23 protein-coding genes are annotated in these 22,242 nt (G+C 71.4%); 8 read left to right on the top strand and 15 right to left on the bottom strand.

What is annotated here, in order from left to right; all coding sequences use genetic code 11:
- Position 1 precedes the first annotated feature (1 nt).
- The 6 genes from SMD20_RS31475 to SMD20_RS31450 all read right to left on the bottom strand — a co-directional run bounded on the left by SMD20_RS31475 (position 2) and on the right by SMD20_RS31450 (position 5,977).
- Positions 2-1,240, bottom strand: coding sequence for a CaiB/BaiF CoA transferase family protein (locus tag SMD20_RS31475; protein ID WP_329588304.1), 1,239 nt, complete (start codon positions 1,238-1,240; stop codon positions 2-4).
- The gene (locus SMD20_RS31470; RefSeq protein ID WP_329588303.1) at positions 1,233-2,354 is read right to left on the bottom strand and encodes a CapA family protein; all 1,122 of its coding nucleotides are present in this window, start codon (positions 2,352-2,354) and stop codon (positions 1,233-1,235) included. The genes SMD20_RS31475 and SMD20_RS31470 overlap by 8 nt, the downstream gene beginning before the upstream one ends.
- Entirely contained in the window at positions 2,351-3,169 is an 819-nt protein-coding gene (locus SMD20_RS31465; RefSeq protein ID WP_329588300.1) for an amino acid ABC transporter ATP-binding protein, read from the bottom strand. The genes SMD20_RS31470 and SMD20_RS31465 overlap by 4 nt, the downstream gene beginning before the upstream one ends.
- Entirely contained in the window at positions 3,166-4,011 is an 846-nt protein-coding gene (locus tag SMD20_RS31460; RefSeq protein ID WP_329588299.1) for an amino acid ABC transporter permease, read from the bottom strand. The genes SMD20_RS31465 and SMD20_RS31460 overlap by 4 nt, the downstream gene beginning before the upstream one ends.
- The gene (locus SMD20_RS31455; protein ID WP_329588297.1) at positions 4,008-4,901 is read right to left on the bottom strand and encodes a transporter substrate-binding domain-containing protein; all 894 of its coding nucleotides are present in this window, start codon (positions 4,899-4,901) and stop codon (positions 4,008-4,010) included. The genes SMD20_RS31460 and SMD20_RS31455 overlap by 4 nt, the downstream gene beginning before the upstream one ends.
- Before the next feature lie 152 nt (positions 4,902-5,053).
- Positions 5,054-5,977, bottom strand: a complete 924-nt coding sequence (locus SMD20_RS31450; RefSeq protein ID WP_329588295.1) for a PaaX family transcriptional regulator — start codon at positions 5,975-5,977, stop codon at positions 5,054-5,056.
- Positions 5,978-6,423: 446 nt separating this feature from the next.
- On the opposite strand from SMD20_RS31450, the gene SMD20_RS31445 reads away from it, so the two are divergent.
- The 3 genes from SMD20_RS31445 to SMD20_RS31435 all read left to right on the top strand — a co-directional run bounded on the left by SMD20_RS31445 (position 6,424) and on the right by SMD20_RS31435 (position 9,759).
- Positions 6,424-7,323: a poly(ethylene terephthalate) hydrolase family protein gene (locus tag SMD20_RS31445; RefSeq protein ID WP_329588293.1), complete on the top strand. Its 900-nt coding sequence runs from the start codon at positions 6,424-6,426 to the stop codon at positions 7,321-7,323.
- Positions 7,320-8,702, top strand: coding sequence for an alpha/beta hydrolase family protein (locus SMD20_RS31440; protein WP_329588292.1), 1,383 nt, complete (start codon positions 7,320-7,322; stop codon positions 8,700-8,702). Before SMD20_RS31445 ends, SMD20_RS31440 begins: the two co-directional genes overlap by 4 nt.
- Before the next feature lie 103 nt (positions 8,703-8,805).
- A complete protein-coding gene (locus SMD20_RS31435; protein ID WP_329588291.1) occupies positions 8,806-9,759 on the top strand; it encodes an alpha/beta hydrolase in 954 nt (317 codons plus the stop codon).
- Here the strand turns inward: SMD20_RS31435 and SMD20_RS31430 are convergent.
- Positions 9,754-10,227, bottom strand: coding sequence for a MarR family winged helix-turn-helix transcriptional regulator (locus SMD20_RS31430; protein ID WP_329588289.1), 474 nt, complete (start codon positions 10,225-10,227; stop codon positions 9,754-9,756). The two genes, SMD20_RS31435 and SMD20_RS31430, sit on opposite strands and share 6 nt — an antisense overlap.
- A 247-nt stretch (positions 10,228-10,474) precedes the next feature.
- Between SMD20_RS31430 and SMD20_RS31425 the strand changes: the two genes are divergently transcribed.
- From SMD20_RS31425 to hypF, 5 genes are all read left to right on the top strand, one after another.
- The gene (locus SMD20_RS31425) at positions 10,475-12,328 is read left to right on the top strand and encodes an extracellular catalytic domain type 1 short-chain-length polyhydroxyalkanoate depolymerase (protein ID WP_329588288.1); all 1,854 of its coding nucleotides are present in this window, start codon (positions 10,475-10,477) and stop codon (positions 12,326-12,328) included.
- Positions 12,329-12,469: 141 nt separating this feature from the next.
- Positions 12,470-12,862 carry a PadR family transcriptional regulator gene (locus tag SMD20_RS31420; protein ID WP_329588286.1) on the top strand — a complete coding sequence of 131 codons (393 nt, stop codon included), beginning with the start codon at positions 12,470-12,472 and terminating at the stop codon, positions 12,860-12,862.
- Positions 12,841-13,425 (top strand): D-sedoheptulose-7-phosphate isomerase, encoded by a 585-nt coding sequence (locus tag SMD20_RS31415; RefSeq protein WP_329588284.1) that lies wholly within the window; start codon positions 12,841-12,843, stop codon positions 13,423-13,425. Before SMD20_RS31420 ends, SMD20_RS31415 begins: the two co-directional genes overlap by 22 nt.
- Positions 13,422-14,282 (top strand): SIS domain-containing protein, encoded by an 861-nt coding sequence (locus SMD20_RS31410; RefSeq protein WP_329588282.1) that lies wholly within the window; start codon positions 13,422-13,424, stop codon positions 14,280-14,282. Before SMD20_RS31415 ends, SMD20_RS31410 begins: the two co-directional genes overlap by 4 nt.
- Position 14,283: 1 nt before the next feature.
- A complete protein-coding gene (hypF, locus tag SMD20_RS31405) occupies positions 14,284-16,560 on the top strand; it encodes a carbamoyltransferase HypF (RefSeq protein WP_329588280.1) in 2,277 nt (758 codons plus the stop codon).
- A gap of 14 nt (positions 16,561-16,574) precedes the next feature.
- Here the strand turns inward: hypF and hypE are convergent, their stop codons facing one another.
- Genes hypE through SMD20_RS31370 form a run of 8 tightly spaced genes read right to left on the bottom strand, consistent with a single transcriptional unit; the run spans position 16,575 to position 22,232 of the window.
- Positions 16,575-17,705, bottom strand: coding sequence for a hydrogenase expression/formation protein HypE (hypE, locus tag SMD20_RS31400; protein ID WP_329588278.1), 1,131 nt, complete (start codon positions 17,703-17,705; stop codon positions 16,575-16,577).
- A complete protein-coding gene (gene hypD / locus SMD20_RS31395) occupies positions 17,702-18,841 on the bottom strand; it encodes a hydrogenase formation protein HypD (protein ID WP_329588276.1) in 1,140 nt (379 codons plus the stop codon). Before hypD ends, hypE begins: the two co-directional genes overlap by 4 nt.
- Before the next feature lie 11 nt (positions 18,842-18,852).
- On the bottom strand, positions 18,853-19,125 hold the full coding sequence (locus tag SMD20_RS31390; RefSeq protein ID WP_091081148.1) for a HypC/HybG/HupF family hydrogenase formation chaperone: 273 nt from the start codon (positions 19,123-19,125) through the stop codon (positions 18,853-18,855).
- Between the two features lie 17 nt (positions 19,126-19,142).
- Positions 19,143-19,253 carry a DUF6893 family small protein gene (locus SMD20_RS48435; RefSeq protein ID WP_442942528.1) on the bottom strand — a complete coding sequence of 37 codons (111 nt, stop codon included), beginning with the start codon at positions 19,251-19,253 and terminating at the stop codon, positions 19,143-19,145.
- Positions 19,254-19,276: 23 nt separating this feature from the next.
- A complete protein-coding gene (locus SMD20_RS31385; protein WP_329588272.1) occupies positions 19,277-19,486 on the bottom strand; it encodes a hypothetical protein in 210 nt (69 codons plus the stop codon).
- 13 nt (positions 19,487-19,499) lie between these two features.
- Positions 19,500-20,084: a DUF5947 family protein gene (locus tag SMD20_RS31380; RefSeq protein ID WP_329588270.1), complete on the bottom strand. Its 585-nt coding sequence runs from the start codon at positions 20,082-20,084 to the stop codon at positions 19,500-19,502.
- Positions 20,081-20,431 (bottom strand): hypothetical protein, encoded by a 351-nt coding sequence (locus tag SMD20_RS31375; protein ID WP_329588268.1) that lies wholly within the window; start codon positions 20,429-20,431, stop codon positions 20,081-20,083. Before SMD20_RS31375 ends, SMD20_RS31380 begins: the two co-directional genes overlap by 4 nt.
- A gap of 7 nt (positions 20,432-20,438) precedes the next feature.
- Complete coding sequence (locus SMD20_RS31370) at positions 20,439-22,232, bottom strand: nickel-dependent hydrogenase large subunit (protein WP_329588267.1); 1,794 nt, start codon at positions 22,230-22,232, stop codon at positions 20,439-20,441.
- Positions 22,233-22,242: the final 10 nt, after the last annotated feature.

Genomic DNA, 22,242 nt, shown 5'->3' with positions numbered 1-22,242 from the left:
GTCAGATCACCCCCTCCTCGGCCAGGGCCTTGAGTTCGTCGTCGGAGTGACCGAGCAGGCCGCCGTAGATCTCGGCGTTGTGCTCGCCGAGGGCGGGCGCCGACCGGTCGAGCCCCGCCTCCGAGTCGGAGAAGCGGATCGGCACGCCGGTCCCGTACAGGTCCGCGGCACGACCGTGGCGCGGATGCTCCAGCGGCACGACCTCCTCCCGCTCCAGCACGAGCGGGTCGCGTACGGCGTCGCCGGGCTCACGCACCTCGGCAGCGGGGACGCCGTGCCGGGTGAGCGCGTCGAGGATCTCGGCGAGCGGGCGGTCCGCCACCCACGAGGCCACCAGCCTGTGCAGCTCGCCTGCGTTGGCCACGCGCGCGTCCCGGGAGGCGTACCGCGGGTCCGCGGCCAGATCGTCGCGGCCCATCGCCGCGAACAGGCCGCGGGCGAAGGCGTCGGTGGGGCCGCACAGCGCGAACCAGCCGTCCGCGGCGGGGAACGTCCCGAACGGCGCCAGCCTGGGCACGGTCGTCCCCGTGCGCATGGGCAGGCCCAGCTTCTCGTAGGCGTCGAACGGCTCGCACGCGACCAGCGAGGTCAGCGCCCCCAGCATGGACACGTCCACGTGCTGGCCCTGGCCGGTCGCGTCGGCCCGCAGGACCGCGGCGAGCGTGCCGATCACCGCGTACAGCGGCGCGACGAGGTCGCCCACCGGCAGCCCGAAGCGGACGGGTGGCTCGCCGGGCGCGCCCGCGGTCATCATCACCCCGCTGAGCGCCTGGATGATGGTGTCCATCGCCTTTCCCGAGCCGGGACCGCCCTGCGCGCCGAAGCCGCTGATCGACGTGCACACGATGCGCGGGTTGATCGCACTCGCCCAGTCGTGGCCGATGCCGAGCCGCGCCATGACGCCGGCGCTGTAATTGTCGATCATGATGTCCGACACCCTGACCAGATCGGCCAGGATGTCACGGGCCTTGGGGTGCTTGAGATTGAGCGTGACGCTCTCCTTGTTGCGGCCCCGGAGGAGCATCGACACGGACATGTCGTCGTCCCCGTGGCGGCCCAGCGTCAGCCCGTCCGCACCGAGATAGGGGGCGTTGTTGCGGGAGGTGTCGCCGCCGGTCAGCGGATTCTCCACCTTGATCACGCGGGCGCCCAGCCCGGCCAGCAGCAGGGTCGCGTACGGTCCGGACAGTGCGGTGGTCAGATCGATCACCGTGCGGCCGGCGAGCGGACGGTCAGCCACGCAGCACCACCTCGTCTCCCTCCCACTGAAACTCCGTCTTCAGACCCGCCTGTCGCGTGATGTGCTCGATGTACGACACGACCCGCCGCCCCTCCGCGTCGTCGCCGAGCGGCACCGGACGGCCCGCGTCGTCGATCCAGCAGGGCACGATGCGGGCCGAGACCAGGCCGTTCCGATCGAACCGGCACACCGCGATCGCCGTGTTCCGGCTCTCCGGATGAAAGGGGTAGTACGGCATGTCCGGGTCGGGCGCGAAGCCGTACAGCTCGACTCTGCGGCGCGCCCACGCGGCCCGTTCACCTTCGTCGCCCGTGGTGGGCGTCAACGCGCGGGTGACGGTCACGAAGTTGCCGAGCCCGTGGTAGACCGGCCGGCCGCGGTACATCTCGACGCCTCGCATGATGTGGGCGTGGTGGGCGAACACGGCGTGCGCGCCGGCGTCGATGGCGGCGTGCGCCACCGGCCGCTCGTACATCGCCAGGACGGCGGGCGTGTGCCCGACGCCTTTGTGCAGCGACACCAGCACGACGTCGGCCTCGGCGGCCAGGGCCGCCACGTCCTCGGCCATCCGCTCCAGAGAGGCGGGGTCGGCGAAGGTGTAGACGGCGGGCGGCCCGCCGGGGCTGGCGTGGTCGAGTTCGTAGTGGGTCAGCACCTTGACGTACGCGCAGCCGGGCTTGCGGCTGGTCGCCCAGGATTCGCGGGGGCCGACGCAGTTGTAGCTGAGCACGCCGATCCGCGACCCGTCGCGCTCCACGACGGCGGGGCGGCGAGCCTGGTCGAGGGTCATGCCGGCACCCGTGGTGGTCAATCCGGCCTCGGTGGCGTACGCGATCGTGTCGGCCACCCCCTGGTCGCCGACGTCGTAGACGTGGTTGCCCGCGAGCGTCACCACGTGGAAGCCGGCATCGGCGACCGCGGAGAGCGCGGCGGGATCGGCGGGCGGGGCGGGGACGTCGGTGCTGACTTGGGCGGTGGACGTGCTGTGGGGCACCTCGATGTGGCCGATCACCACATCGCCCCGGCCCAGCGTCTCCCGGGCCGGGGCGAAGAAGGACGCGGGGTCGGGCTCGTCGACGACGAGGTCGCCGACGGCCATTACCGTGAAGCTCAAGAGGTGGTCTCCTCCTCCAGCAGGCGTTCTGAAGTTCGGGCCGCGCGCCCGGAGAAGCGCGACAAGAAGGCCCCGAGGCGGGGCGAGGCGGGGTTGTCGAAGATCTCCTCGGGCGTGCCGGTCTCGATCACCCGGCCGTTCTCCATGAAGACGCACCGGTCCGCCACCTCGCGGGCGAAGCTCATCTCGTGCGTCACGATGACCATGGTCATGCCGCCGCGGGCCAGGCCGAGCACCACGCTCAGCACCTCGTCCACCAACTCGGGGTCCAGCGCGCTGGTGGGCTCGTCGAACAGCATGATCCGTGGGTTGGTGGCCAGGGCCCGGGCGATGGCGACGCGCTGCTGCTGTCCGCCGGAGAGCATCCGGGGATGGGCGTCCGCCTTGTCGGCGAGACCCACACGCTCCAGCAGCCGCAGCGCCTCCTCACGCGCCTGCTCCGGCTTCCGTCCGTGGACCAGCACCTGCGCCTCGACGACGTTGCGCAGCACATTCCAGTGCGGGAACAGGTTGAACTGCTGGAAGACCATGCCCATGCGGCTGCGCTGGGCGGCCACGCGCCGGTCGGGCAGGGGGCGCAGGTGGCCCCTGTGGAATTCGTAGCCGAGCAGTTCCCCGTCGAGGTACATGGCCCCGCCGTCGATGCTCTCCAACTGGTGGACGCAGCGGGCCAGGGTCGACTTGCCCGACCCGGACGGGCCGATCACGGTGACGACCTCGCCCTCGTGCACGTCCAGGCTCACCCCGTCGAGCGCCACATGGTCGCCGAACTGCTTGCGTACGTCGCGGATGCGCAGGACCGGTGTGCCGCTCACCGCTGCCCCTTTCCGAAGTGCCGCTCCAGGCGCCGCTGGCCGAGCGACAAGGCGGTGACCACCACCAGGTACCAGGCGCAGGCGACGATCAGCAGCGGCACGATCTCGTAGGTCCTGTTGTAGATCACCTGCACCGAGTACAGCAGGTCGGCCATCGCGATCACGCTGACCAGGGAAGTGCCCTTGAGCAGGCTGATGAACTCGCTGCCGGCGGGCGGGACGATCACCCGCATCGCCTGCGGGAGCACGATCTTGACGAAGCTCTGCCTCGCCGTGAACCCCATGGCGCGGGCGGCGTCGCGCTGGCCGCCGTCCACGGCCAGGATGCCGGCCCTGACGATCTCGGCCATGTACGCGGCCTCGTGCAGGGTGAGCCCGATGACGGCCGCGGTCAGCGAGCTGATCACCGAGTTGGTCGGCCACGAGACGAAGGTCGGGCCGAACGGCACGCCCAGCGGGATCCGCGGCAGCAGGTAACCGAGGTTGAACCAGAAGATCAGCTGGAGCAGGGGCGGTATGCTGCGGAAGACCGTGACGTAGGCGCCGCAGGCCCAGACCACCGGCCGGAAGCCGCTCAGCCTGCCCGCCGCGAGAAGCACCCCGAGCACACTGCCCAGCAGCATCACGATGACGGTCAGCAGCAGCGACATGCCCAGGCCGCGCAGGACGTTCGGGTCGAACAGATACTTGCCGACCACCGGCCACTCGAACCGCGGGTTGGTGACGAGGAACCAGGCGAACTGCGCGACGAGCACGAGCAGCACGACCCCGGCGACCCAGCGCAGGGGGCGGATCCGCGGCCGGGCGGCGGCGACGTCCACGGCCTGTGGTGCCACGCTCATTGCGCCGCCGCGGTGTTCATCTTGGGCTCCTGGACCGCCACGTTCTGGAGCCCGTACTTGTCCATGATCTTCTTGTACTCGCCGTTCTTGAAGATCTCCTTGAACGCGTCGAGCATGACGGGGCCGAGACCGCTGGATTTGGGCACGAGCATCGCCAGCTGGTCGACACCGGCGCCCTGCTCCTCGGTCTGCGTGACGTACGTGAAGGCGTCCTTCTCCTTGGAGAGCACGTCGAGCGCGGCGCTCTCGGTCATGCCCGCCGCATCGGCCCTGCCGGACTTGGCGGCGAGGATGGTGCCGTTGGTGTCGGCGAAGCCGATGAAGTCGATCCCCGGCTCACCCTGCTTGGCGCACCATTCGGTCAGGCGCTTGGCCTGGTCCTCCACGATGCTGCCCGCGGTGCCGGCGACGCGCTTGCCGCACAGGTCGTCCGAGCTCTTGATGGCCGAGGATCCGGCCTTGGGGATCAGGTAGGAGGTCCGGGTGACCATCCACACGAGCGCGTCGAACTGCTTCTCCCGCTCGGCGCTGTCCTTGACCGGACCGTTGAAGGCGTCGTACCTGGAGGCGAGCATGCCGGACAGCGCCGCGGGCAGGCCGCTGACGATCGAGATCTCGGTGCGGACCCCCAGCACCTTGCCGAGGGCGTCCTGCAACTCCTTGTCGATGCCCGTGACGGTCTTGCCGTCGTTGGCGACGATCCGATAGGGCGGGTGGGAATCCCCGGCGAATCGGATGACGCCCGCTTCCTTGATGCCCTCAGGCAGGGCGTCGTACAGAGCTGTCGCACCGGCCGGCCGCTGCGTCTCGCCGTCGCCTCCGCCGCAGGCTGCGACGCCGGCGAGAGCCAAAGCCGCCGTACCCGCGAGGATGGTCCTGGGGATTCTCATGGTGATCCTTCCGCGACCAACTAATGCTGCAGTTATTTTTGCGGTCGTGGGGATAAGTGTCACATCTAGAGATGCACACCTGTCAAGAGGTGGCTGTGCGGAGGCGATGACGAGCGGGGCGAGCCGAAACGCCGCCCCACCGCCGGGAGCGATCAGGTGAGCGCGAGGATGGAACTGGTCCGATGGTGGGCGACCAGCTCGGCCAGTTCGGGCTCGAACTCCGCGACGATCTGCTTGACGCGGAACTCGGCGAGCGGGCCCAGGGTGTCGTAGATCTCCACGAAAAGGTCTCTTGCCGCGGCGCGCGGCCAGTCGGCCGGCAACAGCTCCGTCGGCAGGTCGGGGTCGTGGTTGGGGAAGGTCCGCCAGGTGTCCATGATCCCCGTGCGCGCGACCAGCGCCTCGGACGCGCCGACCGCGCCCCTGCGGACACGTTCCAGAAGAGGCGCGTACTGGGCCACGAAGCCCTCATAGGTGCGCCGAAGCTCATCGAAGTCCCACGCCTCCTGCGGGGCGCGCATGCCCGCGAGGTCAAGGGCCTCGGCGCGGAAGATCGTCGCCATGGGGATCTCCAGCTCGGCCAGCACGGCCGCCGCGCTGTCGGCGTTCGCGGTCGGCGAGACCCACAGCCCGTCGTAGAGCGGGGCGAAGCCGAGCCAGCGCAGCCTGGCGCGCAGCGCGTGGCGCAGGTCGCGCTGCTCCTCGGAGATGGAGAAGGCCGCCATCACCCATCGTCCGTCCCACGCGCCCTGTTCCAGGCCGAAGGACATGATCCGCTGCCGCCCTTCCAGCAGCACCGCAGCGGCCCGATCCGTCAGGCGGTAGTAGGTGCGCCGGCCGATCTTGGACGACTCCAGCAGATCCCGCCTGGTCAGGCGACTGAGCGCGGCCCGGGCCGCCACGGCGGAGACACCGAACTCCTCGGTCAGCCGCACCAGCGCCGCGGACGGCAACTGCTCGGGCCGGCTGATCCAGTAGTCCCCGAGAAGCGTCGTGATCAGGTGCTGCGGGGGTGCGCCCACCTGGAAGCGCGGGAAATCGACGCCCTCCGCCTCAGAGCTCTCTCGATCGTTCACATCAGGAGTATATTGACAACGCCTGATCGTGCGCTCGTTATCTGAATGTCACGCTTTGGTCCACTGCCGGGGTCACCGCCAACCGGCCAGGTCACCGCAGGTCATGAGCTCTCGTGTGATGGCGAGTCCCGGGCGGCTCCAGGGCGGACGCCGCCGGGCCCCCCGAGCGAGTCGTAGATCTGCCCGCATCGTCCCTCGCCGGGCAGCCGATCACGCGACTGCCGGCGGCTGTGGACCGTCGCTCCGCCAAGTCGTCCGGGCGGCGAAGAGAGGGATTGACATCAATGACAGAAAGCTGAACGATCGTCTTCATTGACGGTGGGCATGCGCCTCACGGCGGCTGCCAGGCGCCCCGCCGGCCATTCGCGGACCTCTTCGGGCCTCGAGCCAACACCCCCTGCCCGTCCATCCACCGTGGAGGCAACGCAACCATGTTTGCCCGCTCCATGACCGCGCGGATCCTGCTGGCGGCGACCGCGGGGGCAGTCGTCCTCGCCGGCTCCGGCGCCGCGGCGTCGTCCGCCCGGAATCCGTCGCCGAAGACCCCCTCTGCCGGCGCCTCGACGCGGGCCGTGCTGCCCACGGTGCGTGAGGCCGCTGAGGGACTGCCGGGGCACACCGTTTACCGCCCGGCGAATCTCAAGGCACTGCCCAAGAACAGCCTGCCCGTGATCGTCTACGGCAACGGCGCCTGCGCGACGAGCAACCTCGAAGGGATCACCTTCCTCACCGGCCTGGCCTCCCAGGGATACATCGTCGTGGCCAACGGCGGAGTGGACGAGTTCGCCGTCCCCAACACCCCCGAGAACACGATCGCGCACCCCGAGGCCCTCCTCGCGGCCGCCCACTGGGCCACCGGGTCGAAGCAGTCCGGCAAGCAGTTCGACGGGCGGGTGGACACGACGCGGGTCGGCGTGCTCGGCCACAGCTGCGGCGGCGTCGAGGCCCTCGCCGCCGGGACCGATCCCATGATCGACGCCGTCGCCGGATTCAACACCGGGTACTTCAAGGAGCCGGCCTTCGGCGGCTACGGGCGCGACCGGCTCGCCGATCTGCACACTCCGACGCTGCTGGTGAACGGCGGTCCGGACGATGTCGCCCACCAGAACAGCATCGACAACTACGCCCTGCTCGACGTTCCCGCCGCCCTGGTCAGCGACACCGCGGCCGGCCACACCGGCTTGATCGCCGGTCTCGAGGCCACCAAGGGCTGGCAGGTGGCCGCGGACTGGTTCGACTACATCCTGCGCGGGGACCGGGCCGCCGGGGCGCGCTTCGTCGGCCCCGACTGCGGACTGTGCACCGAGGACGGGTGGAAGGTCGAGTCGAAGGGGCTGTCGCTGTGATCCGCCGCAGAACGATCGCGTGCCTGGCCTTCGCGCTGGCGGCCGTCGCCGGTAGCGGGACCGCCGCCTCCGCCACGCCCCCCGGCGGCACGCCGTGCCTGCCGGACTCCCCCGCCCGCCCCACCTGCGTCAGCGGCACCCTCGATGACGGCACGCCCTACGAGTTCGTCGTCCCGGCCCGCTGGAACGGCGCCGTAGTGGTCGCCCTCGACTTCGCCGGCTCGGGCCGGAACGAGCCCCTGACCGCGCGGTTGCTGGCCGACGGCGTGGCCCGCGGCGGGACGAGCCGGGCGATCACCGGCTGGGACATCCGGTCCGCCATCGACAACCAGGCAGAGGCGCTGGCCCGCTTCGAGGACGCCTACGGCCCGGCACGGTACGCGATCGACTCCGGGACCTCGATGGGCGGTTTCGTCGCCGCCGGCGTCGCCCAGGTCCACCCCGGCACCTTCGACGCCGCTGTCCCCATGTGCGGCGGCCTCGGCGGATCCGTCGGCCAGTGGAATCAGAAGCTCGATACGGTCTTCGTCCTCGAGCGCCTGGTCGCGCCGGGGCTGCCGGTCGTCGACATCCCGGAGGACGTCGACTCGGCCCGGAAGGCATGGATCGACGCCCTGGCCGCGGCTCAGCAGACTCCCGAGGGGCGGGCCCGGATCGCGCTGGCCGCCGCTGTCGGCCAGTTGCCGGCCTGGGGACGCAACCCCGGCGGGTCCACGCCGCCGCCTCCGGACAGAGGGGACGCCGACGCGTTGCAGCAGGGCGCCTACCTGGCGCTCGCCGGCGGGCCCCTGCCCTACGTGGGGCAGGCCATGAGCAGCCGGCGCCAGATCATGGACGTGGTCGGCGGGAACCCGTCCTGGAACACCGGCGTGGATTACGAGAAGCAACTGAGCCTCGCCGATCCCGTCCTCCGGCGTGCCGTCCGCGACCTGTACAAGGCGGCAGGTCTGGACCTCGCGGCCGACCTGAGGAACCTGGCCGCGGCGCCCCGCATCGCGGCGGACCCGGACGCCGTCAAGCGCTTCTCGCGCGGCATCGTCCTGAACGGTGACCTGCGCATCCCTGTGCTGACCGTGTCCGGCATCGGTGACCAGATCTCCACCGTCGCCCAGCAGCAGTCGTACGAGGAGAACGTGCGCCGGGCCGGAGCGGGCTCCCTGCTCCGCCAGACGTACACCGAGACCGTCGGCCACTGCGACTTCTCGCCGGAGGAACAGGAGGCGGCGCTGCTGACGATGCTCGACCGGCTGCGGAGCGGTCACTGGCCCGCGACGTCCGCCCCGGCGATGAATGCCCGTGCGGCGGCCCTGACGGCCGACCCCGCCCCCCGCTATGTCCCGTTCACCCCGCCCCGGTTCAACCGCCCCTATCCCGGCTGAGCCGCACGGCTACGCCGACTTTCGCCCAGCAGCCCTTACATCCCCTGATGAGGGGGATGTAGGGGGTTGGCCAGGTCTGCTGGACGCGATTGACTCACGCGACATGAGCCGTGCTTACGATCCGGACCTGCTGCCGTACGTCGAAACCATCCCGAGCGTGGAGCTGAGCGAGTTCATCAAGCGGGACACGCCGCCGTTCGACCCCGCCACCGTGGATCCGGCCGTCCTCGAGAAGATGGCGAAGCTCCTGCCGCAGTACACACCGGAGCGGCCGGTGGCGGTCGAGGACAGGGTGATCCCTGGCGACGTGCGGGTCCGGCTCTACAGGCCCGAGAGCGACGCTCCCCTCCCTGCGTTGATCTACCTGCACGGCGGCGGGTTCGTCTCGGGCGAGCTGGACTTCTTCCAGGTCAGGAACCTGCGCTTCGCGGACCGGATCCCGGCGGTGGTGATCGCCGTCGACTACAGGCTCGCCCCCGAGCACCCCTTTCCCGCGGCACTCGAGGACTGCATGGCCACGCTGGAGTGGGTGCATGAATCCGCGGGCGAGCTGGGCGTCGATCCGGGCAGGATCGCCGCGGGCGGCGACAGCGCGGGCGGCAACCTTTCGACCGCGCTGGCGATGCTCACCCGGGACAGGGGTGGGCCGCCGCTGTGCTTCCAGCTGCTCGACGTGCCCGTCACCGACGACCGGCTGGAGACGCCGTCCATGCGGGACTTCGTCGACACGCCCATGTGGAACAGGGGCGACGCGATCTTGAGCTGGCAGTACTACCTGCCCGACGAGGACGGGCCGGTCTCGCCGTACGCGGCGCCCGCCCGCGCGGAGGACCTGTCCGGCCTGCCTCCCGCGTACGTGTCGGTCTGTGAGTTCGATCCCCTTCGCGACGAGGGCATCGCCTACGCGCAGCGCCTGGTGCAGGCGGGGATCCACACCGAGTTGCACCTGTATCCGGGTGCGTTCCACGGCGCGGCCGTCATCGCGGACACGGCGCTCACCAGGCGGATGAACGAGGACATGATCGAGGCATTACGGCGAGCCCTGCACTCCCTATGAGCCGCGTGCGTCCGGGTGGAGGGCTCGGGCGCACAGCGTGAGTGCTTCCGCGAGTGTCGTGCGGTCCGGGTCGTCGATCTCGGCGAGCATGACGGCTTCGATGCTGTCGAGGGAGCGGTCGCATCGCCGGAGGGTGCTCAGTCCTTTCGGGGTGAGGCGGGTGCGCAAAGCGCGGCCACCATTGGGGTGCGGGTCGCGACGGATCAGGCCGCGTTGTTCGAGATCGCGGATGACCAGGTTCATCGCCTGCGGCGTGACGAAGGCGATGCGGGCCAGGTCGGCCGAGGACGGGGGGTCGCGCAGGCGCAGCTCGCTGAGCGCCATGTACGCGGTGGTCGTCAGGCCGTGCCGGGCGAGCGCTTCGTCCAGGCAGGCGCGGATGCGGCGTTCGAGCCGGAACACCAGGTAGCTGACACGGGGCGGCGGTGCGTCCGGCGCAGCGGCCGCGGGGGCACCCGGATCGGTCACCAGGAGACGATATCGCGCTCCCTCGGAACGGGCCTCGATGTAAGTTTCGCACCGCCATATCAAGGACCTTGATAGCAAGTTACTTGATAACCAGGGAAAACGGCTCTCTGCCAGGTCAACCGGCGGGCATGCGCACCAGGCGGGCGTTGACGGTGGATCGCGGCCCTTTTATTTTCCAGCGACCGACGTCGATACGCGCCGGACCGATCCGCGGCGCGCGCCGCGGATATGGAGAGGAGGAGGGCGAATGAGACGATTGACCACGGCGCTGGCTGGTGCCTGCGCCGCGGCGCTCTTTGCCGTCATGACCGTGGCACTCGGATCGCCGGCCGTCGCCGCCGCCCTGGTGGAGGTGACCGGCTTCGGCAACAACCCGGGCAACATGCGCATGCACGTCTATGTGCCGGACACGCGCCCCGCCTCGCCGGCGATCGTGGTGGCGATGCATGGCTGCGGCGGCTCCGGTCCCGGCTTCTACCAGGGCAGTGAGTTCGCCTCGCTGGCGGATCGATACGGCTTCATCGTCATCTACCCGACCGCCACCCAGTCGGCGGGGTTCGGCAACTGCTTCGACACCTGGTCGGACGCGGCCAAGCGGCGCGGCGGCGGCAGCGATCCGGTCTCGATCGTCTCGATGATCGACTATGTCGAGCGGACCTATCGGGGAGACCCGAACCGGGTCTACGCCACGGGAAGCTCGTCCGGCGGCATGATGACCCAGCACATGCTCGCCGTGTACCCGGACCTGTTCAAGGCAGGGGCCTCCTTCATGGGTGTGCCCTTCAACTGCTTCGCCGGCGCCTCCGACTACCCGCCGGGAAGCAGCAGGTGCACCGGCGGAAGCATGGACCGGACACCTCAGCAGTGGGGCGATGCGGTCCGTCAGGCGTACCCGGGATATTCCGGCCCCCGCCCGCGCATGCAGTTGTGGCACGGCACCAGCGACACCCTCGTGCCCTACTCGCTGCTGCGGGAGTCGACCGAGCAGTGGACCAATGTGTTCGGGCTGAGCCAGACCCCGACCAGCACCGACACCCCGCAGGCAGGCTGGAACCGCAGCCGGTACGCCGATCCGTCCGGCACCGTGCAGGTGGAGGCGTACAGCATCCAGGGCGCCGGGCACGCTCTTCCGCAGAGCGGCATGGCCCGCTACGCCGTCGAGTTCTTCGGCTTGACCACCAGCGGGACCGACACCACGCCGCCGACCACGCCGGGCACGCCGGTCGCGTCCAACGTGACCGCCACCAGTGCCACGCTGACCTGGACCGCCTCCACCGACCAGGGCGGCTCCGGCTTGGCCGGCTACAACGTCTACCGGGAGCAGGGCGCCACCGACCCGCAGCTCGGCCAGTCCGCCACCACCTCGATCACCCTGACCGGGCTGAGCGCCAACACCCAGTACCAGGTGTACGTACGGGCGCGTGACGGCGCGGGCAACCTGTCGGGCAACTCCGCGCCGGTCACCTTCACCACGGCCGCCACCGGAGGCGACACCACGCCGCCGACCGCCCCGGCCGGGCTCACCGCCTCGGGCACCACCACAACCGGCACCAGCCTGACCTGGACGGCCTCCACCGACGACACCGGCGTGACCGGTTACGAGATCCTGCGCGCTCCCGGCGCGACGGGCGGCACGTTCGCCCAGGTCGGCACCTCGGCCACGACCTCGTTCACCGACACGGGCCTGTCCGCGGGCACCACCTACCGCTACCAGGTCCGGGCGCGCGATGCCGCGGGCAACGTCTCACCGGTCTCCGGCACCGTCCAGATCACCACTCAGGGCGGTACGACCGGCGCCTGCTCGGCCACCCCGACCGTGCAGTCCCAGTGGGGAAACGGATACGTGATCCAGCCGCTGACCATCACCAACACCAGCACCTCGACGATCACCAGCTGGACCGTCACCTTCACCCTGCCGGCCGGGCACACCCTGACGGGCTCGTGGAACGCCACCGTCACCACCAGCGGCCAGACAGTCACGGTCAGAAGCGTCAGCCACAACGGCACGCTCGCGCCGGGAGCCGGCACCACCAGCTTCGGCTTCCAGGCGAGCAGGCCCAACGGCGACACCGCCCTGCCGTCCGGCTACACCTGCGCCTGACCGGTTGAGGACCGTCCGGGAGATTCTTGGCTTGGCTACGGCGAAGACTCGTGCAACTCCCGGACGCGCCGCCCGCCCCCGTGGCGCGCGGCGACCTACTGTCCTCACGACCGGCCATCACAGCACCGGAGGAGGGGACCCATGTCGGGCAGTGACGTGCGCGGCCTGCTCCCTCCCTTCCTGTTGCTGCTCATCTGCGAGCAGCCCGGCCACGGGTACGACCTGATCGAGCGGCTGGCGCGACTGGGGGCGGCCGACGCGGAGCCCGGCCAGGTCTACCGCGCCCTCCGTTCGCTCGAACGCGCGGGCCACCTGGCCTCCGCCTGGGTCGCCTCCGAGGCCGGGCCGGCGCGCAGGCGCTACGAGCTGACCACCGGGGGCATGGCCGAGCTGCAGGCATGGATGCGCCGGTTGATCGAGGTCCGGCAGTTGCTGGAGACCTGCCTGGCCAGATGGACGCGGATCAGCCAGGAAGCGACGGGGCGGGAGGAGACCGGGTGGGAGGAGGTGTCATGGGCGAGGATCCGGCGATGAGCGCGGTGTCCGCCGCGTTCGAGCGACGGGTGGGGCCGGCGACCGCCCTCGGGGAGGACGCCGAGCGGATCGTCCGCGCCTGCCAGGAGATGGCGGAGCGGTTCCGTGGGGGCGGCAAGCTGCTGGTGTTCGGCACCGGCGGGTCGGTGGCCGACGCGCAGCACGTGGCCGTCGAGTTCGCGCACCCGGTCGTCGTGGGCAAGCCGGCGCTCCCGGCCATCTCGCTGACCACGGACATGGCCGTGGCCACGGGGATCGCCCGTACCCAGGGCCTGGACGGGATCTTCGCCGCCCAGCTGCGGCTGCTGGCCGCACCGGGCGACATCGCGCTCGGGGTGTCGGCCGACGGCGACTGCGCCGGCGTGCGCAACGGCCTGGCGGCGGCGCGGGCGCTGGGGCTGCTCACGGTGGCGCTCACCGGAGGGCGGGGGGCGCCCGAGGCGGACCACGTGCTGGCCGTCCGTTCCGCCGACCCGCTGGTCGTCAAGGAGGTGCACATGACGATCTACCACGTGCTGTGGGAGCTCGTGCACGTCTTCCACGAGCTGGAGGCGGTCCGATGACGGAGCCGTGCCACGACGAGGTCTGCGTCACGTGTTCCGACACGGCGGTGCCGATGCGCGTCCTGCGGCTGCTCGAGGACGGGCTGGCCCTGGTGGAGACGGAGTCGGGGCCGGAGGAGGTCAGCGTGGCGCTGGTGGACGTCCGGCCCGGCGACGTCGTCCTGGTGCACGCCAAGGAGGCCATCGCGATCGGCCTCCGTGGGGGTGAGAGCGGGATCGAGGCCCTCTACCCGTTCCTCGCGCCGGCGCCGGCCGACCGGGAAGCCGTCGTCGCCGACCTGTGCGCGTCCACCCGGAGGAAGGCCGACGAGATCGTCGCGCTGCGCCGGTCGCTGGTCGCCCTGCACGCCGAACGTCTGATGGCGTGCGCGCGGGCGATGGCGGCGGCGTTCGACGCGGGGGGCCGGCTGTTCGCCTTCGGCAACGGCGGGAGCAGCACGGACGCCCAGGCCGTCGCGCAGTTGTTCGCCGCACCGCCGGAGCCGGCGCGCGCGGTCGCGGCGGTGCCGCTCGCCCAGGACGTCGCGCTGCTCACGGCGCTGTCGAACGACGTCGGGTACGAGCTGGTGTTCGCCAGGCAGCTGGCCGCGCTCGGCCGTCGCGGTGACGTGGCCGTGGGGCTGTCCACCAGCGGGGGCTCGGCCAACGTGCTCAACGCCATGGCGGCGGCGTCCAGGCGCGGCATGCTCACCGTCGGGCTGGTCGGCTACGACGGCGGGCCGATGGCGCAGGAGGATCGGGTGGCGCATCTGTTCGTGGTGCCGTCGGCGTCCGTGCACCGCATCCAGGAGGCGCAGATCACCCTCTGCCACGTGCTGTGGGAGCTGACCCAGCGGGTGCTGACCGGCGAGACGTGACGTGTCGGGTACGGGGGCGCGCCGGATCCGGGTGCGGGTCGAGGGGCTGGTGCAGGGGGTGGGGTTCCGGCCGTTCGTGTGCGGGCTGGCCGGGGCGCACGGGGTGTCGGGGTTCGTCGGCAACGATCCCAGCGGGGTGTTCATCGAGGCGGAGGGCGAGCCGTCGGTGCTGGACGCGTTCACGGCCGGCCTGACCGGGCAGGCGCCGCCGCTCGCCCTGGTCGAGCGCGTCTCGGTGGAGCCGGCGGAGCCCGTGGGCGGCTCCGGGTTCCGGATCGTGCCCAGCCGGCACGGCGAGCTGCCGGGTGGCGCGCTGGTGTCGCCGGACGCGGGGACGTGCGCCGCCTGTCTGCGCGAGCTGCGTGACCCGGGCGACCGCCGGCACCGCTATCCGTTCGCCAACTGCACCGACTGCGGGCCACGGTTCACCATCGTCACCGGCGTGCCGTACGACCGGTGCGCCACGACGATGGCGGACTTCGAGATGTGCGCCGCCTGCGCGCGGGAGTACGGCGACCCAGGCGACCGGCGCTTCCACGCCCAGCCTGTCTGCTGCCCGGCGTGCGGGCCGGCGCTGCGCGCCCTCGGCGCGGACGGCCGGCCGGCGGCCGGGGATCCGGTCGAGGTGGCGGCCCGGTGGCTGGAGGCGGGCCGGGTCGTGGCGATCAAGGGGCTGGGCGGCTACCACCTCGCCGTCCTGGCCGCCGACGGACCCGCCGTGGCCCTGCTCCGGGCCCGCAAGCGGCGCGAGAGCCGGCCGTTCGCCGTGCTGGCGCCGGACGCGGCGGCGGCCGGGACGCTGGTCCACCTGGATCCGGCGGCCGAACGACTGCTCACCGGCACGCCCCACCCGATCGTGCTGGCCCCGCGCCGCCGCGACGCCCCGGTGGCCGACGCCGTGGCGCCCGGGGCCCGCGATCTCGGGGTGATGCTGCCGTACACGCCGCTGCACCACCTGCTCGCCGAGCGGCTGGCCGCGCCGTACGTGCTGACCAGCGGCAACCTCACCGACGAGCCCATCGCCTACCGCGACGAGGAGGCGCTGCGGCGGCTGGCGGGCGTCGCCGACGGGTTCCTCGTGCACGACAGGCGGATCGAGGCGCCCGCCGACGACTCGCTGGTACGGGTCTTCCGCGGCCGCGAGCTGGTCGTACGCCGATCGAGAGGGTACGCGCCGGCCCCCGTCGGCATGCCGTGGCGGTTCCCCCGGCCGGTGCTCGCCTGCGGCGCCCAGCTCAAGAACACCTTCTGCGTGGCCAGGGGCAACCAGGCGTTCCTGTCGCAGCACATCGGCGACCTGGAGAGCTACGAGACCCTGCGCTCCTTCGCCGAGGGCGTCGAGCACTTCTGCCGGATCTTCGGCGTCCGCCCGGCCGTGGTCGCCCACGACCTGCACCCGGAGTACCTGTCGACCGCGTACGCGCGCGACCGCGAGGGCGTGGACCTGATCGCCGTCCAGCACCATCACGCGCACATCGCCTCCTGCCTGGCCGAGCACGGTCACGGCGGGCCCGTCATCGGGGTGGCGTTCGACGGGCTCGGCCTAGGCGCGGACGGCACGTTGTGGGGCGGGGAGCTGCTCGTCGCCGACCTGGTCTCCTTCACGCGGGCCGGGCACCTGGAGGCGGTGCCGATGCCGGGCGGCGCGGCGGCGGTGCGGCAGCCGTGGCGGATGGCGGCGGCCTGGCTGGACCGGATCCACGGCGACGCGCTGCCCGGCCTGGCGGTGGCCGAGCGGCATCGGGAGCAGTGGCCGGCGGTCGTCCGGATGGCGCGGGCCGGGCTGAACTCCCCGCTCACGTCCAGCGCCGGGCGGCTGTTCGACGCGGTCGCGGCGATCGCCGGCGTCCGCGACGTGATCGGCTACGAGGGGCAGGCGGCGGCCGAGCTGGAGGCCCGGGTGGATCCCGGCGAGCGGGGTGCGTACCCGGCCCGGCTGATCGAGGGCGAGCCCCTGGTCATCGCCGCGGGCGACCTGGTCGGGGCCGCGGCCGAGGACGTCGCGGCCGGGGTGGACGCGGGACGGATCGCCGCGCGGTTCCACCGTGGGCTGGCCGCGGCGGTGGTCCGCGCGGTCCGGGTGCTGGGCGAAGGGACCGGCCTGCGTACGGTGGCGCTGTCCGGCGGCGTCTTCCAGAACACGGTCCTGCTGGAGGCCGTGGCGTCCGGCCTGGAACGGGAGCGGTTCCAGGTGCTGGTCCACTCCCGGGTGCCGCCGGGCGACGGCGGCATCGCGCTCGGGCAGGCGGTCGTCGCCGCGGCGAACGACCGCCTCTAGCCGGCCCGTACGAGTCAGCAGATGCGCGGCAGCGGGTCCCCGACCAGCAGGTCCACGATCCTGGTGCCGCCGAAGGCGGTGTTGAGCAGCACCATCCCCGCAGGCCCGGCCTCGATCGAGCCCACCACCGCCGCGCCCTCGCCCACCGGATGTTCGCGCAGCGCCGCCACCGCGGCCTCGGCGTGGTCACCGTCGACCACGGCCACGAACCTGCCCTCGCACGCCACGTACAGCGGGTCCAGGCCGAGCAGCTCGCAGGCCCCGCTCACGATCGGGCGCACCGGGACCGCGCGCTCGTCCACCGTCACGGCCACCCCCGCGCCGCGGGCCACCTCGTTCAGCACGGTCGCGACCCCGCCCCTGGTGGCGTCGCGCATCATCCGCACCGGTACGGCGTCGAGCAGCGCGGCGACGGCGTCGTGCAGGGGCGCGGTGTCGGAGGCCAGGTCCGCCTCGATGTCCAGGTCGCCCCGGGCGATCATGACGGTGATGCCGTGCTCGCCGATCGGCCCCGACACGATCACCGCGTCCCCGGGCCGCACCTGCGACTCCCCCAGCGTGACCGGCCGTTCCAGCGCCCCGATGCCGGCCGTGGTCACGTAGCAGCCGTCGGCCTTGCCGCGCTGGACCACCTTGGTGTCGCCGGTCACCACCCGCACGCCGGCCCGCTCGGCCGCGGCCGCCATCGAGGCGGCGATCCTGCGCAGGTCGGCGATCGGGAACCCCTCCTCCAGGACGAACGCCGCCGACAGGTGCATCGGCCTGGCCCCGCAGACCGCCAGGTCGTTGACGGTCCCGTTGACCGCGAGGTCGCCGATGTCGCCGCCGGGGAAGAACAGCGGCGAGACCACGTACGCGTCGGTCGTGAAGACCAGCCGGCCGGTGCCGAGGTCGAGCGTGGCGCCGTCGTCGAGCGGCTGGAGCGCCGGGTTGCGGAAGGCGTCCACGAAGACGGCCTCGATCAGCGTGCGCGACGCCTTGCCGCCCGCGCCGTGCGCCAGCGTCACCCGCTCCTCGGTGATCTTCGGCTTACGGCGGCGGGCGCGTTCGATCCGCTCCAGCACCTGCTCCTCGCGGGACGCCGGCTCATGGCCGACCGCCTCAGCGAGCGCCCGTTCCGCCCATTCCGCTGTCCGATCGTTCATGGTCGCCGTCCCAGGGCCACCGGCACGGGCTCGCGACGCCGGGTGAAGCGGCCGAAGTTGTAGTAGGCGGCGCAGGCGCCCTCCGAGGACACCATGCAGGTGCCGATGGGCGTCTCGGGCGTGCAGGCGGTGCCGAAGACCTTGCACTCCCACGGCTTCAGCACGCCTTTCAGCACCTCGCCGCACTGGCACGCCTTCGGGTCGGCCACCCGCACCCCCGGTACGGGGAAGCGCGTCTCGGCGTCGTACGCCGCGTACGCCTCCCGCATCCGCAGCGCGGAGTGCGCGATGAAGCCCAGCCCGCGCCACTCGAAGTGCGGCCGGAGCTCCATCACCTGCGAGATCGCCGTCAGCGCCCGGTGGTTGCCGTCCCACGGCACCACCCGCGTGTACTGGTTCTCGACCTCGGCCCGGCCCTCGGCGAGCTGCCGCAGCAGCATGTAGACCGACTGCAGGACGTCCAGCGGCTCGAACCCGGCGCACACCAGCGGCTTGCGGTAGTCACGGGCGATGAAGGAGTACGGCCGGCAGCCGATGACGGTGGAGACGTGGCCCGGCCCGATGAAGCCGTCCAGCCGCAGGTCGGGCGAGTCCAGGATGGCCTTGATCGCCGGGATGATCGTCACGTGGTTGCAGAAGACGGCGAAGTTCCCGATGCCTTCGGCGGCGGCGCGCAGCACGGTCATCGCCGTGGACGGTGCGGTGGTCTCGAACCCGATCGCCATGAAGACGACCGTGCGGTCCGGGTTCTGCCGGGCGATCTTGAGCGCGTCCAGCGGCGAGTACACCATGCGGATGTCCGCGCCCGCGGCCTTGGCGTCGAAGAACGAGCCCTGGCCGCCGGGGACCCGCATCATGTCGCCGAAGGACGTCATGATCACGCCCGGCTCGCGGGCGATGGCGACGGCGTCGTCCACCCGCCCCATCGGGATGACGCAGACCGGGCAGCCGGGGCCGTGCACCAGCGACACCGACTCGGGCAGGTAGTCCTCCAGCCCGTGCTTGTAGATGGTGTGCGTGTGGCCGCCGCACACCTCCATGAACGTGTAGCGCCGTCCGGGCTCGCACAGGTCCCGGATCCGCGCCGCCAGCTTCCTGGCCTCGCCCGCGTCGCGGTACTCATCGACGAACCGCACTGTCCCGCCTCTCAGGTGATGTCGGATTCCGCGAGCGCTTCGAGCTCGTCGGTGTACGCCTGTCCGAGACCGCGCAGGAGCTCGAGCGTGGCCGCCGCCTCCCGCTCGTCGATCTTGGACATGGCGAAGCCGACGTGCACGAGCACCCAGTCACCGGGACGGATGCCGTCCTGGTTGACCAGCCCGACGTTGATGGCCCGCCGGACGCCCGCGACCTCGACCTTGGCGAGTTCGGGCTGTCCGGGGATGAGTTCGACGATCTCGCCGGGAATGCCCAGGCACATCGGCCGCCTCGCTCCTCTCACATTCTGCTCATGGTGATGTAGCGCCTCAGGGCGGGCAGCTCCCGCCAGATCATCGTGATGACCGCGGCCCCTGCGACCAGGGCCAGCAACTTGCCTGGATGCCGCATGTCGACCTCCACCTCCTCTCGGTCTAGCTGGGAGAGAGGTTCGGCATGATCGGCAGGATCGGGTTCTCCTTGTCGGGGCGCACGCCCGTGGAGCGCCGCGCGTCGGCGGTGTCGTCCCCGTGGTGGCCTGCCTGATGGCGGTACGCGCCCTTCGCGTTGCCCTGCCGCACGCCTTTGACGTGCGAGGGCGTGTCGGGCTTCACGTCGGGCTTGCCTACGCGGATCCGTGCCATGTCGTCCTCCTCCTCATGTGTCGAGCGCGGCGAAGAAGGCCGCGATCTGCTCCCAGACCCGCGCACCGCCGGACATGCCCGTCCACTCCTGGCGCACCAGGGCGACGAGCCGATGACAGTCGTCGATCGGTACGAGCCAGCGCTCGTCCATGCCGCGCACGATCGCGACCAGGAACGCCTCCACCGCCGGCCGCATCGACTCCAGCTCCTCGTACCGGCCGGCGAGCCGTTCCCACGCGGCGGCGTCCACCTCCCAACGGGTGGCGCCCACCGGGCTCGGGTAGCAGGCCACGATCGTGCCGTCGGACCGGCGGACGAAGAACGCCAGGCCCACCGGCACGCCCAGCTCGGACGGCGACGGCCCGGTGAGGCGGAGCCGCCGGTGAGGCACCAGCCGGAACCGGCCCGGCCCGGTCTCCCCCGGCTCGAACAGCAGCGCGCAGGCGCGGCAGGCGCACAGCACCAGGTCCTTGCGCTCCTCCAGCAGGTGGGCGTGCTCGGCGGGCAGCGGCTCGCCGCACAGCTCGCACGGCTCGGCGGCCGGCCGCCGCCCGGCGACCGGCCGGCCGATCACCCGGCCGAACGCGCTCGCGGTCATGGGGCCGCCCGGGAGGTGGCGGGCCGCCGCGAGAGCGTGTCGAGCGGGATGAACGCCGATCCCGGCTCGCTCGCCGGCGCCTCGCCGGTGGACACCCCGTGCAGCACGAACAGGTGCGCCAGCAGGACGTCGTCCGCCAGCGCCGCGCCGAGCTCGGGAGAGGCGGCGGTGACGCGCTCCATGACGCGGGCGAACGCCTCCCCGTACACCTCGGCGAGCGTGGCGACCGCGTCGAGCGCCCGCTCCGCCGTGGGCCCCGAGGTCGTCTCCAGCCCGCTCAGCAGCTCCTCCAGCAGTTCCAGGCGCCCGGCGACGGTGCGCTCGTCCAGCCTCTGCCGGCCAGTCACGTGCCGGTCAGTCATGACCGCCGCCGAACATGGGCGAGTGCAGCTTGCGCAGCGTGCGGCCCTTGCCGAGGTACATGTGGACGCCGCAGGGCAGGCACGGGTCGAAGCTGCGGACCGCGCGCATGATGTCGACGCCCTTGAAGTTCTCCGGGCCGTTCTCCTCGAAGATCGGCATGTCCTGCACGGCGTCCTCGTACGGCCCCGGGGTGCCGTAGCGGTCGCGCGGGCTGCCGTTCCACGGGGTGGGCGGGTACGGGTGATAGTTGGCGATCTTGCCCTTCTCGATCACCAGATGGTGCGACAGCACGCCGCGCACCGCCTCGTGGAAGCCGACGCCGATCGCCTGGTCCGGCACGTCGAAGTCCTGGAACACCTTGGTGTCGCCGCCGCGTACGCGCTCCAGCGCCCGCTCGACGAAATACACCGCCATGGCGGCGGCGTACGCCACGAAGTACACCCGGGCCCGGTTGCGCTCGATGGCGTTGGACCACTGCGGGATCCGCCACTCCAGCGTCATCTCCGGCAGGGCGGGCCCCTTGGGCAGGTTGATCTGCACGCTCGAACCCGTCGACTTCACGTACGGCGTGTCCACGAGGCCGGCCAGCGCGGTGGTGTAGAGGCGCGCGAACGGGCCGCCGCCGGTGTCCAGGGCCAGGTGGTCGCCGGTGCGCGGATCGAGCCAGCGCGGGCTCATCACCCAGCTGTAGTTGCCGTCGAAGTCCCGTTTCTGCGGGGCGGGCAGCGTGGTCTGGTTCCACGGGTGGCGCATGTCCACCGGGTTGCCGATCGGGTCGTGGGTGACGAACGGCTTCTCGTTCACCCAGTCCTCGTAGTAGGAGCTGCCCAGCAGGATGCGGATGCCGAGGTTGATGTCGATCAGGTTGTTCGTGATGAGCTCGCCGTCGACGACGATGCCGGGGGTGACGTACATCGCCTTGCCCCACTCGTTCATCGTCTGGTAGCGGTAGTCGACCACCTCGGGGTCCTGGAACGCCCCCCAGCAGCCCAGCAGCACCCTGCGCCGGCCGACCTCCTCGTAGCCGGGCAGAGCCTGGTAGAAGAAGTCGAAGACGTCGTCGTTGAGCGCGACGGCCTTCTTGACGAAGTCGACGATGTTGATCAGCCGCGACAGGTAGTCGGTGAAGACCGTCGGCGACGGCATCGTGCCGACGCCGCCGGGATAGATCGTCGACGGGTGCACGTGCCTGCCCTCCATCAGGCAGAACATCTCGCGGGTGACGCGACTGATGGTCAGCGCTTCCTTGTAGACGTCGCCCTCGAACGGGTTGAACGCCTGCATGATGTCGGCGATCGTGCGCTTGCCGTGGATGGCGGCGTTCGGCGCCTCGGTGGTCGTGGCCCGGCGCAGGACGCTCGGGTTGGTGCCCTTGACCATCGCCTCGCAGAAGTCGACGAACACCATGTTGTCCTGGAAGAGCGTGTGGTCGAACATGTACTCGGCGGCCTCGCCGAGATTCATGATCCACTCGGCGAGCTTCGGGGTCTTGATCCCGTACGCCATGTTCTGTGCGTAGACCGAGCACGTCGTGTGGTTGTCTCCGCAGATGCCGCAGATGCGGCTGGTGATGAACCCGGCGTCGCGCGGGTCCTTGCCCTTCATGAACACCGAGTAGCCGCGGAACAGCGAGGACGTGCTGTGGCACTCCACCACGCGCTGGTTCTCGAAGTCGATCTTGGTGTAGATGCCGAGGTTGCCGATGATCCTGGTGATCGGATCCCAGGACATCTCGACGAGCTGCCCCGGCTTGGGCGTGACTCTCTCCTGCTGTTCGATGGCCATCCGCAGTGCT

It is taken from the genome of Nonomuraea sp. LP-02 (assembly GCF_036289125.1).
Classification (GTDB): Bacteria; Actinomycetota; Actinomycetes; order Streptosporangiales; family Streptosporangiaceae; genus Nonomuraea; species Nonomuraea bangladeshensis.
Note: the sequence above shows the minus strand (reverse complement) of the source record. Positions and strands in the feature narration are given on the sequence as shown.

Coding starts and splice junctions, on each gene's coding strand:
- SMD20_RS31460 (WP_329588299.1), bottom strand. CDS start 4,011: ATGAGCGTGGCACCACAGGCCGTGGACGTCGCCGCCGCCCGGCCGCGG.
- SMD20_RS31455 (WP_329588297.1), bottom strand. CDS start 4,901: ATGAGAATCCCCAGGACCATCCTCGCGGGTACGGCGGCTTTGGCTCTC.
- SMD20_RS31445 (WP_329588293.1), top strand. CDS start 6,424: ATGACCGCGCGGATCCTGCTGGCGGCGACCGCGGGGGCAGTCGTCCTC.
- SMD20_RS31435 (WP_329588291.1), top strand. CDS start 8,806: ATGAGCCGTGCTTACGATCCGGACCTGCTGCCGTACGTCGAAACCATC.
- SMD20_RS31425 (WP_329588288.1), top strand. CDS start 10,475: ATGAGACGATTGACCACGGCGCTGGCTGGTGCCTGCGCCGCGGCGCTC.
- SMD20_RS31420 (WP_329588286.1), top strand. CDS start 12,470: ATGTCGGGCAGTGACGTGCGCGGCCTGCTCCCTCCCTTCCTGTTGCTG.
- SMD20_RS31415 (WP_329588284.1), top strand. CDS start 12,841: ATGGGCGAGGATCCGGCGATGAGCGCGGTGTCCGCCGCGTTCGAGCGA.
- SMD20_RS31410 (WP_329588282.1), top strand. CDS start 13,422: ATGACGGAGCCGTGCCACGACGAGGTCTGCGTCACGTGTTCCGACACG.
- hypE (WP_329588278.1), bottom strand. CDS start 17,705: ATGAACGATCGGACAGCGGAATGGGCGGAACGGGCGCTCGCTGAGGCG.
- SMD20_RS31390 (WP_091081148.1), bottom strand. CDS start 19,125: ATGTGCCTGGGCATTCCCGGCGAGATCGTCGAACTCATCCCCGGACAG.
- SMD20_RS48435 (WP_442942528.1), bottom strand. CDS start 19,253: ATGCGGCATCCAGGCAAGTTGCTGGCCCTGGTCGCAGGGGCCGCGGTC.
- SMD20_RS31385 (WP_329588272.1), bottom strand. CDS start 19,486: ATGGCACGGATCCGCGTAGGCAAGCCCGACGTGAAGCCCGACACGCCC.
- SMD20_RS31380 (WP_329588270.1), bottom strand. CDS start 20,084: ATGACCGCGAGCGCGTTCGGCCGGGTGATCGGCCGGCCGGTCGCCGGG.
- SMD20_RS31370 (WP_329588267.1), bottom strand. CDS start 22,232: ATGGCCATCGAACAGCAGGAGAGAGTCACGCCCAAGCCGGGGCAGCTC.